The organism is uncultured Dialister sp., from assembly GCF_900538805.1.
Taxonomy (GTDB): Bacteria; Bacillota; Negativicutes; order Veillonellales; family Dialisteraceae; genus Dialister.
Genome location: NZ_UPZP01000084.1, coordinates 1 through 10,698 on the forward strand (window position 1 = coordinate 1; position 10,698 = coordinate 10,698).

Genomic DNA, 10,698 nt, shown 5'->3' on the forward strand with positions numbered 1-10,698 from the left:
TTCGCGTCGCCTCATTCCTTGCATTGCATAAAAATTCAAGAATAAAAGCAAACAACGATTTAATCAGCGCTTCCTTACCGCTCCAATATAAGTAAGCGCCGCCCCGCTGACTGGTATTTACCAGCATCAGTCTCACCCTCTCCATGTACCGAGATCCTTCGCTATTGTGGAGACCCTGCAGAGGGTCTCCAAGTCAGCCGAAGTTGGCCCTTAGCCTGCCCATAAAAGGGCCTTCCGATTGTCGGCTGACCGACCCCGGATGACATGTGAAAGGCGGGGCATCTCAATCCCGACCACGCAGAAGCCTCTTAATCCTTCGCCCGGTGCACCACGATCTGGGGGAAGGGGATATCGATTCCGTTTTTGTCGAAGGCTTCCTTCACCTTGATATACAGTTCATTCTGGGCGTCGAAATATTTCTGCCGGTCCACCTGGGCCCTCACGTAGATACGGATGGATGATTCAGCCAGGGAGTTCACGTAGATGGGAAGGCTGTCTTTGTTCAGCACATAGTCGTCTTCTGTGAAAATTTTCTTCAGAAGGGCGATGCACTCCGGCAGGTTTGTGCTGTAGCCCACGTCGAAGGTAAATTCCAGATTTCTTGTTTCAAAGGCGGAATAGTTTTTAATGACGCTGTTGATGAGAGAGGAATTGGGGATGACAATCATCTGGTTGCCCAGGGTGGAAATCAGGGTGTACATAATGCGGATATCGGTGACGGTGCCCTGGCTGGTACCCACCTGGATGTAGTCCCCCACCCGGAAGGGGCGGAAGATGAGGATGAAGATGCCGGAGGCCACGTTGCCGATATTGTCCTTGAGACCAAGGCCGATGGCAAGGCCCATGCCGCCGAAAGCTGCCGCCAGGGTGCCTGCCGCTACACCGGCAGTGCCCAAAGCCACGATGGATACAATGGCAAGGCAGAAGAAGAATATGATTTCTGAAATAAAGGTCTTTGCCGAAGGGTCCACATTGCTCTTATCCAGAATATGCTCCACTGCCTTGCGGATGTAACGGCAGATGATGTAGCCCACGATGAAGAGGATAATGGCCTCCACCAGGTCAATGCCCTTGGTAAGGGCAAACATTTTCAAATCGCTCATAAATTTGGCGGTAATGCTGATTTCATCAGTCACTACCTTGGTTACTGCATTGGTTTCCAATGGAAAAATCCTTTCTGTGAAATAATAGGAAGTAATATTTCTTCTATTTTATCATATTTTCCCAGCAGAAAAGCGGCATCCTTGGGAATGCCGCTTTTTTGATGAAATGGATTCAGTCTTTCATTTCTTTTGCCGCCTGTTTTTCACCGGCAGTAATGATATTTTCAATGACCATGGTGGTGGTGACACTGCCTACGCCGCCGGGGACAGGGGTGATGGCGCCGGCGATTTCGGAAACCGCCTCAAAATCCACATCCCCCACGGTTTTGCCGTTCACCCGGTTAATGCCCACATCAATCACCACGGCTCCCGGTTTCACCATATCCGCCGTCACAGCGCCCGCATGGCCCAGAGCGGCCACCAGGATATCCGCATCGGAAGCGATTTTCTTCAAATCCTTCGTATGGGAATGGCAGATGGTGACGGTGGCGTTTTTCTTCAGAAGCATGAGGGACACCGGCTTGCCGATGACATTGCTCCGTCCGATGACCACCGCCTTTTGGCCGTCGGGGTTGATGCCGTAGTGGTCAAGAATGGCCATCACCGCCCGGGGCGTGCAGCCAAAGAGCCCTGCCTTGCCTGCAGAAAGTCTTCCTGCATTGGTATCGGTGAGTCCGTCCACATCCTTGTCCGGGTCGATGAGGGCAATCATCTTTTCCGCATCAATGCCATCGGGCAGGGGCATCATCATGAGGATGCCCGTGATTTCCCGGTCATGGCTCAAATCGGTAATCAGGCTTCCCAGTTCTTCCTCCGTAATGTCTTCGGATTCCTGGAAAATTTCCGATTCAATGCCGTAGCCCTTGGCCACCTTCTGCATGAAGGAAGCGTACATGGCAGAGGGCTTGCTGCCGCCGGCCAGGATAATGGCCAGTTTAGGTTCATAATGTTTTTCCCGCAGGGCCGAAAGTCTTTCCCGAAGAACCTTTTCCAGGGAGGCCGCCGTTTCTTTTCCGTCCAGTATATCTGCCATATCAGAAGAGTCCTGTAATATGTCCTTCATCATCCACATCAATCCGTTCAGCTGCCGGATGCTTGGGCAGGCCCGGCATGGTCATAACCTTGCCGGTGAGAACGACCACGAAGCCGGCTCCTGCAGAAATCCTGACTTCCCGTACATGGAGGGTAAAGCCGGAGGGCGCCCCCAGCTTGGTGGGATCATCACTGAAGGAAGCGGGAGTCTTGGCAATGCACACCGGTACATTCTTAAAGCCCATGTCCTCGATGTGCTTCAGTTCCTTTTCAGCGGCGCTGTCGTACTGCACGCTGCCTGCGCCGTAGATTTCCTTAGCAATGGTTTCAATCTTGTCCTTCAGCGGCAGGTCCAGGTCATAGAGAGGCTTGTAGGAAGAGCCTTTGTCCACCGCTTCCAGCACTTTCCGTCCCAGGTCAAGGCCGCCTTTGCCGCCGTCCACAAAGACCGTGGATTCAGCCACCGGAACTCCTGCCTCGGCGCAGGCATCTTCGATAACCTTCTTTTCTTCTGCCGTATCGCTGGGGAACATGTTGAGGGCTACCACAATGGGGAGACCATATTTCTTCAGGTTGGAAATATGACGAAGCAGGTTCGGGAGACCTCTCTTCACTGCTTCCGGATCCGATTCGGTGAGTTCGTTCTTTGCCTTGCCGCCGTTCATCTTCAGGGCACGGATGGTAGCCACCAGTACTGCGGCATCCGGTTTCAGGCCGGCAAAACGGCACTTGATGTCCAGGAACTTTTCAGCACCCAGATCCGCACCGAAACCGGCTTCCGTTACCACATAATCCGCCAGGTGAAGGGCTGTGCGGGTAGCCAGTACGGAGTTGCAGCCATGGGCAATGTTGGCAAATGGGCCGCCGTGGATAAAGGCAGGTACGTGCTCTAAGGTCTGTACCAGGTTCGGCTTCAGCGCATCCTTCATGAGGGCAGCCATGGCACCCTGGGCATGGATGTCACCGGCAGTGACCGGCTTGTTATCGTAGGTGTAGCCCACAATGATTCTGGCAAACCTTTCCTTCATGTCACGGATGGAATCAGCCAGGCAGAGGATAGCCATCACTTCGGAAGCCACGGTAATATCAAAGCCGTCTTCCCTTGGAACGCCGTTGGCATGGCCGCCAAGGCCTACCACAATATGGCGGAGCACCCGGTCATTCATGTCCTCCACCCGTTTCCATACCACCCGGCGGGGATCAATGCCAAGGGCATTTCCCTGCTGGATATGGTTGTCCACCATGGCAGCCAAAAGGTTATTGGCAGCCGTAATGGCATGAAGGTCGCCGGTGAAATGAAGGTTAATATCCTCCATGGGAACCACCTGGGAATAACCGCCGCCTGCGGCGCCGCCCTTAATGCCCATGCAGGGACCAAGGGACGGTTCGCGGAGGCAGATCATGGCCTTTTTACCCAGCTGCGCCAGCGCCTGCCCAAGGCCTACGGTGGTGGTAGTCTTCCCTTCCCCTGCGGGGGTTGGAGAAATGGCGGTGACAAGAATCAGATGACCCATGGGCTTGTTCTCAAGTTCCTTTGTGAGCTTCAGGGAAACCTTCGCCTTGTAGGGGCCGTAATTTTCCAAATCCTCCGCCGGAATCCCGATGGAAGCACCGATTTCTGTAATCGGCTTCAATTCTGCTTTCTGTGCAATTTCAATATCGCTTAACATCATGTCCACTCCTTCATGCCCAACCACTTTTTTGAATTCTTTACCTGCTAGAAATACGGATTCACCGGTATCATAGGGCCAATGAATCAACGCTCTTTTCATTATATCACAATCGGAAAGTACAAAGGGTTCAAAGGGGAAGGATTGCCATTGGAGCCGCTTCGCGGCAGGGTTCAGAAGGTTCAGAAGGTTCTGCCCGCTTCCAGCGGGCGGGTTCAAAGGGTTGTGGTATCACCATTGGAGCCACTGCGTGGCAGGGTTCAGAAGGTTCAGAAGGTTCAAAAGGTTCAGAGGGTTGTGGTATCGCCCTGCGGGCGATGAGTTTTAGAATTCCGCTTCGCGGAATGGAAAACCTTCACAACCTCGCTTCATCGGTCGGGCGATTCATAGGAAGGTCCTTTTGTGTGCAGGCTAAGGACAAACTTCGCCCGACTTGGAGACCCTCTGCAGGGTCTCCACAACAGAAATGCACCCCTATTCCCCTACGGGGACTTCCCCCGGAGGGGGAAGTTTTCTCGCCACTATACAATGAGCAACTTAAGTTAGCGCAAGGGTAAGCGGAGAGCAAATCTCCCCCTCCGGGGGAGACGCCGCTGAAGGCGGCAGAAGGGGTGCATTTCCCTCGCCCAAAGGGCGGTTGGCTTGTTTTCCCTCGCCCGTAAGGGCGGTTGTCCGGTTTTATCCAAACTGGCGCCCCTTCTTTTTAAAGGGCGCCTACCACCAGCCTTTGAACCCTGTGAACCTTTTGCACCTTCTGAACCCTCACATGTCAAAAAAGCAGCACCTCCTAAGGAAGCGCTGCTCTTTTTCAATCATGATGGGAGAAATGAACTTTTACGTTATCTCCCCGTTTTACTCTTGCGCCGATACCGGGGTCCTGTTTATCGGCGTAGCCGCTGCCTTCGGGCTGGAAGCCCAGGCCTGCCCGGGTAAGCCATTCACCTACGTCCCGCATGGACCAGCCGGTGAAGCTGGGGAGACGGAATTCCTTGGCACTTTCCGGAGGAAGGCTAGGTTTGTACAGTTCGATGGGCTTGTCCTGCGGTTTGGCATGGATGGTCTGGTCGTCCAGTGTAGGGATTTTCAGATACCGCATGATCTGGGTCATGGCTTCCTTGAATACCGGCGCCGCCACCTGGCCGCCGTAGTAGGTACCCTTTGGCGTATCCAGTACCACAAGGCAGATGGCCCTGGCGTCTTCAGTAGGGCCGAAGCCGCAGAAGGAGGCGATGTACTGCCCCTTCAGGTAGCCGCCGTTCACAGGGTCCAGCTTCTGGGCTGTACCTGTTTTGCCGGCCATGTGGTAGCCCGGCACCTTCGCATTGGTGCCGCCGCCTTCGGAGACTTCTTTTTCCATCATGTCCTTCACTTCATCCGCCACTTTTTGTGAAATCGGTTCGCCGCTGTATTCCACCGGCGTCACCTTGTAGTCACTGCCGTCAGCGTTCTTGATGGACTGGATAATATGGGGCTTCACCATTTTGCCGCCATTGGCAATGGCGCTGTAGGCCTGCACCATCTGGAGAGGCGTTACGGCGATACTCTGGCCGATGGACATGGTGGCCACATCGATGGGCCGCATATCCTTCGGTTCAAAGAGAATGCCGCTGCCTTCACCGGGCAGTTCGATGCCCGTAGGCTTCCCGAAACCAAATGCTTTGGCATAGCGGGTCAATGTCTCGCCGCCGGTGAGGAGTCCGATGTGGGCAAAACCGGTGTTAATGGAGAATTTCAGAATATCCACCAGCCGCACATCGCCGTAGGACTCGTCATTCCAGTTCCGGATGGCATGGCCCGAGGCCCATACGGCGCCGGGGTCGTGCCATACCCGCTGTGTATCATAGGTGCCTGCAGCAAGGGCCGCCGACGCAATAATGGGCTTAAAGGTGGAACCCGGTTCGTAAATATCCACCACCGCCCGGTTCTTAAATTCCGCTTCCGTGGCCTTATCGAAGTGGTTGGGGTCATAGGAAGGACGGTTGCCCAAAGCCAGGATAGCTCCGGTCTTGGGGTCCATGACGATGATAATACCGCCAGAGGCATGGGTGAAAGCCATGGCCCGGTCCAGCGCCCGTTCCGCATAGAACTGGATGTTCTGGTCAATGGTAAGGTATACGGATTTTTCCTTTTTCGCCTTGTACGGCGCCATGGCAGACTTTAAAATCGGATTTCCCCTGGCATCGGTTAAAATATGCTGTTTATTTTTCCCGCCGCGGATAAGATCGTCCAGAGACATTTCCAGTCCGTCTAAGCCTCTGTCGTCCAGACCTACGAAGCCAAGCACATTGGCAGCCATGGAGTCGTTGGGATAGAAACGGCGGCTTTCATCGAAGAAACCAAAGCCCTTCCATTTCTTTTCCTTAATGAGGGCGATGACCTTGTCCGAATCTTCCGGGTCCATTACCCGTTCCAGCCATACGAAGCGGGTATCCTCTGACAAATCCTTCACCAGGTCCCCTTCCTTCCGGTGAAGCAGGGGCGAGAGCTCTTTCGCCGCCTCTTCGGGGCTCACATTCATGGTACCGGGGTCCGCAAAAAAGGACTTCACCATAATGGAAAAGGCCAGTTCCCTGCCATTCCGGTCGTAAATGGTGCCGCGGGGCGAATAGAGGGTCTGCACCCCCTCCGTCTGGTTCATGGCCATTTCTTCATAATGATGGCCCTGGATAATCTGCACCCACATGAGACGAAGAAGCAGGAGGCCGCCGATGAAGCAGAGGATGAAAGAAAGCCTGATGCTTCGCTTCCTCATCCTATTCCTGGGCAGTTCCTTTTTCATGTTCCCTTCTCCTCTTAAATCTTACCGCCGCGTCATACAGCGCGGCAGGCGTATTTTCCAGATTTCCGTTCTGCACCCGGAGAAGAAGATTCTGCATTCCCTCTCCTGCCAGGCGCCCTAAAAGTTCCGGCACTTCTTTCCCGTAATGAAGCTCATGGGTGGTGACAGGCACTTCCTGTGATAAATCCTCCATGTACCGTCCGAACTCGCTGTGTCCTTCCGTAGCGGAAAGGGGCCGTCCGCAGCCGATGATATCCGCATTTCCCAAATCCGTCATCTCATGGAAAGCCTCTGCCATGTCGGCGGAGGAGCGAAAGGTCTTATTTCTGGCCAGGCTTCGCACCCATTTCAGTGCATTGGCTTCGCCGAAATTGGCGAAATAGTGAAATTTCATATGATTTTCCACAAGCCACACCACCCGGTCCGTGAAATCGGCGGGCATACGCCAGCGGGAAAGAATGGCCCTTGCCATATGGGCTCCTTCCGTATCGTGGCCATAATCGGTGAGTTTGCCCTTCCTTACCGCCCGGATGCCGGGCATCCCCTTTCCCACATCGTGGAGAAGAGCGGCCCATCGGTTCAGCAGGATAGGCGCCGATGCGTCCACCACTGCCAGGGTGTGGTGCCAGCCGTCGTACTTATGAAATTCCTTCTGCTGTGGAAGGCCCACCAGATGGGAAAGCTCCGGAAGGATGGGCACTGCCGTATAGGCACCGTTTTCCTTCACCCGGCAGCTCATTTCATTGAGCCCGCTCCTCACCATGAGGTCAAGTCCCCTGGCCGCATGGGGTGTTACCAGAAGGCGGTTCACTTCCTCCTTCACCCGTTCCAGGGAAAGCCCTTCCACCCGTGGAAAGGCATCCTTCATGCCTTTCACCAGACTTCTATCCGCCATGAAATCCAGCTGCCCCAGAAAACGGCAGGCCCGGAACATGCGGAGGGCATCCTCGTTGAACCGGCTCTCCGCATCTCCTACGGTACGGAGCCGCTTCTTTTCCAGATCCTCCAGTCCATGGAAATAATCATAGAGACAGCCGTCCCCGTCCAGGGCCATGGCATTCACCGTAAAATCCCGGCGGCTCACATCTTCCTTCAATGTATCGGAAAAAGAAACTGTCTCCGGCCTGTGGGCATCGGCACCGTAAAACTCCTTCCGGAACGTGGTGACCTCATAGTTTTTTCCATTCCGCACCACAATGACCGTACCAAAGCGCCGTCCCCCGCCGTCAATGGCCTTCCAGCCCGCCGCTTTCGCAATAGCCATGGTCTCCTCCGGCCGGGCAGAGGCGGTTATATCCCAGTCATGGGGTACAAGGCCCATGAGAAGGTCCCGCACGCAGCCGCCCACCACATAGGCCTCTTTCCCCTCATCATTCAGTTTTCGAAGGATAGCCAGCGCCCCTTCATCGATTTTTCCTGCCCGTTCATCCTCCGGAAGATTCCGGAATCCCCGATCCCTGATGCAGAAAACCATGCGGTTAATCAGATTCATAAGAAAGCCTTTCCTGTCCGGCCCCTGAAAATATCATCTCAGGCCGCCACTAGTCGTATACCTTATTATATACTTTTCAGTACAGTGAGGAAAGGGGCCCATGGATTGGCCTGCGGCTCGGGTTCAGAAGGTTCAAAGGGTTCTGCCCGCTTCCAGCGGGCGGGTTCAGAGGGTGTTGTATCGCCTGACGGCGATGAAATTTTATGGTCAGCGTTACGGGACTTACTTCCCGCCGAACACTGTCATTCTTAGTGTAGCGAAGAATCTCGGTACGCGGCATATGTGAGACAAGCAGCATTAAATACCAGTCGGCGGAAAAGCCGACACAGTCGCCCCAAGACAAAAAATCCCCTGCGGAGATTTTCCTCTCTGCAGGAGATTTTTTCTTTAAACTGTCCAATCAGTCTTTATACTGCTCAGGAAGTTCGGTGACCCTTGCCACGCCGGAGGCGATGGCTGCTTTGGCAACGGCCTTTGCCACTTCGTGGGGTACTCTTTCATCGAATACGTCCACCACCACATGGTCCGGGTCCAGGGTGCACTTGGTGGCCAAGTCAGCCAGCGCATGGGCAGCGGCCAGTTTCATTTCTTCGTTAATCTGCCGTGCTCTTACGTCCAGGGCGCCGCGGAAGAGGCCCGGGAATACGGAGGAGTTGTTAACCTGGTTGTGCATGTCGCTTCTGCCGGAGCCGTAGATATATACGCCCTTTTCCTTGGCTTCTTCTTCCATGATTTCCGGTACCGGGTTTGCCATGGCAAAGACGATGCTCTTGTCGGCCATGGTCTTAATGGCGTCGCAGTTGAATACGCCGGGAGCGGAGCAGCCGATGAGTACGTCGGCCCCTTTGACGGCGTCGGCGAAGGTGCCCTGTTTGTTTTCCGGATTTGTCTTCTGAATCAGTTCCAGCTGAACACGGTCCCGTTTGCCGTTATCATAGAGGATGCCCTTGGAGTTAAGGATGGTCATGTTTTCCGGTTTTACGCCGTCTTCCAGGAGAAGGCGGGCAATGGCGGTGCCTGCTGCGCCGGCGCCGTTCATGACGACTTTGATTTCATCGATTTTCTTGCCAGTCACTTTGAGGGCGCCAAGAAGAGCAGCGAGCGCTGCGATGGCGGTGCCGTGCTGGTCATCATGGAATACGGGGATATTCATGATTTTCTTCAGTTCGTCTTCAATGTCATAGCATTTCGGGGAAGAAATGTCTTCCAGGTTGATGCCGGCGAAGTTCTTTTCCAACAGCTTTACGGTGTGGATGAATTCATCCTTGTCCTTGGTGTCAAGAACGATGGGGATAGCGTCGATGTTGCCGAATCTCTTATAGAGGGCGGATTTGCCTTCCATAACAGGCATGGCAGCGGCAGCGCCGATGTCGCCAAGGCCCAGTACGCGGGTGCCGTCGGAAATAACGGCTACCACGTTGCCTCTCCAGGTCATTTCCAGAGACAGGTCTTCATCCTTCTTGATTTCCAGGCACGGTGCGGAAACGCCGGGGGTGTAGACGATGGCCAGGTCATGGCCGTTTTTCATGTCTGCGTTGAGAGCAGTCTTAATCATCTGGTGCTTTTCTTTTCTAAGCGCAATGGCTTCTTTCTTCAGTTCTGATGTATCCATTCTTTTCCTCCTTGTAATAAAAAGAATACAAATCAGTCTTTAATGGCAGGCATGTTCCTGCCATTGAAAATTTCATACATTTCCTGCTTCAGCAGGCGGCGGATTCGTTTCACTTCCTTCGGAGCCAGGTCCTTTTCAGTCATATCGAAAAGATAATTATCAAGCTTAAAGTCGTGAAGAATCATTTTCGTATGGAAAATATTTTCCTGATACACATTGACGTCGATCATGTCATAGGTATGACGGAGTTCCGGCGCCATGTAGTTCTGGATAGAATTAATCCGATGGTCGATGAAAATTTTCTTTCCCTTCACGTCCCTGGTGAAGCCGCGGACCCGGTAGTCCGTGATGACAATGTCCGCTTCGAAGGAACGGAGCAGGAAATTCAATGCATTGAGCGGTGAAATCTTTCCGCAGGTGGATACGTCGATATCCGCCCGGAAGGTGCAGATACCGTCCTGGGGATGCATTTCCGGATAGGTGTGGACGGTGATATGGCTTTTATCCAGATGGGCCACCACATCCTTCTTTTCCAGTTCTTCCTCTGCAATGAGCATGGTCACGCTGGCGCCCTGGGGATCATAGTCCTGCTGGGCGATGTTCAGCACAATGGCACCGATGGTGTCTGCCACCTTCTGAAGAATGCCGGTGAGCCTTTCGGCGCTGTACTGCTCGTCAATGTAGGCGATGTACTTTTTCCGTTCTTCCTCCGTGCTGGCATAGCACACATCATACATATTGAAGCTCAGGGTCTTCGTCAGGTTATTGAATCCGTAAAGTTTAAGCTTACTCCTTTTCATGAAGTAAACTGTCACCTCCCTCATCGGTTCCTTTACCGGAACACACAAATTATATCATAAGGTTATATAAATTGAAATAGGCTATTAACGTGTATACTTTTTAAGCATAAATAAGTGTAAACTCTATAACTTAAGGGAAGCGCTGATTAAATCGTTATCGGATTTCATTCTTGTATTTTTATTCAATGCAAGGAATCAGTCGACGCGAAT

At 53.3% G+C, this 10,698-nt stretch carries 7 protein-coding genes; all 7 read right to left on the minus strand.

Going from position 1 to position 10,698, the window contains the following annotated elements; genetic code table 11:
• Window positions 1–308 precede the first annotated feature (308 nt).
• Window positions 309–1,163, minus strand: a complete 855-nt coding sequence (locus tag QZQ29_RS07465; RefSeq protein WP_296961899.1) for a mechanosensitive ion channel domain-containing protein — start codon at window positions 1,161–1,163, stop codon at window positions 309–311.
• Between the two features lie 112 nt (window positions 1,164–1,275).
• On the minus strand, window positions 1,276–2,136 hold the full coding sequence (locus tag QZQ29_RS07470; RefSeq protein ID WP_296961901.1) for a bifunctional 5,10-methylenetetrahydrofolate dehydrogenase/5,10-methenyltetrahydrofolate cyclohydrolase: 861 nt from the start codon (window positions 2,134–2,136) through the stop codon (window positions 1,276–1,278).
• 1 nt (window position 2,137) lies between these two features.
• Window positions 2,138–3,805, minus strand: a complete 1,668-nt coding sequence (locus tag QZQ29_RS07475) for a formate--tetrahydrofolate ligase (RefSeq protein WP_296961911.1) — start codon at window positions 3,803–3,805, stop codon at window positions 2,138–2,140.
• Window positions 3,806–4,613: 808 nt separating this feature from the next.
• Window positions 4,614–6,584 (minus strand): penicillin-binding protein, encoded by a 1,971-nt coding sequence (locus QZQ29_RS07480; RefSeq protein ID WP_296961902.1) that lies wholly within the window; start codon window positions 6,582–6,584, stop codon window positions 4,614–4,616.
• The gene (locus QZQ29_RS07485) at window positions 6,559–8,076 is read right to left on the minus strand and encodes an HD domain-containing protein (protein WP_296961904.1); all 1,518 of its coding nucleotides are present in this window, start codon (window positions 8,074–8,076) and stop codon (window positions 6,559–6,561) included. The genes QZQ29_RS07480 and QZQ29_RS07485 overlap by 26 nt, the downstream gene beginning before the upstream one ends.
• 400 nt (window positions 8,077–8,476) lie before the next feature.
• On the minus strand, window positions 8,477–9,688 hold the full coding sequence (locus tag QZQ29_RS07490) for a malic enzyme-like NAD(P)-binding protein (protein ID WP_296961906.1): 1,212 nt from the start codon (window positions 9,686–9,688) through the stop codon (window positions 8,477–8,479).
• A 32-nt stretch (window positions 9,689–9,720) separates the two neighbouring features.
• Window positions 9,721–10,488 carry an adenosylmethionine decarboxylase gene (gene speD, locus QZQ29_RS07495; RefSeq protein ID WP_296961908.1) on the minus strand — a complete coding sequence of 256 codons (768 nt, stop codon included), beginning with the start codon at window positions 10,486–10,488 and terminating at the stop codon, window positions 9,721–9,723.
• Between the last annotated feature and the right edge of the window lie 210 nt (window positions 10,489–10,698).

Excerpts from the sequence above, each read along its gene's own strand:
- QZQ29_RS07470 (WP_296961901.1), bottom strand. The coding sequence starts at position 2,136 with ATGGCAGATATACTGGACGGAAAAGAAACGGCGGCCTCCCTGGAAAAG.
- QZQ29_RS07475 (WP_296961911.1), bottom strand. The coding sequence starts at position 3,805 with ATGTTAAGCGATATTGAAATTGCACAGAAAGCAGAATTGAAGCCGATT.
- QZQ29_RS07480 (WP_296961902.1), bottom strand. The coding sequence starts at position 6,584 with ATGAAAAAGGAACTGCCCAGGAATAGGATGAGGAAGCGAAGCATCAGG.
- QZQ29_RS07485 (WP_296961904.1), bottom strand. The coding sequence starts at position 8,076 with ATGAATCTGATTAACCGCATGGTTTTCTGCATCAGGGATCGGGGATTC.
- QZQ29_RS07490 (WP_296961906.1), bottom strand. The coding sequence starts at position 9,688 with ATGGATACATCAGAACTGAAGAAAGAAGCCATTGCGCTTAGAAAAGAA.
- speD (WP_296961908.1), bottom strand. The coding sequence starts at position 10,488 with ATGAAAAGGAGTAAGCTTAAACTTTACGGATTCAATAACCTGACGAAG.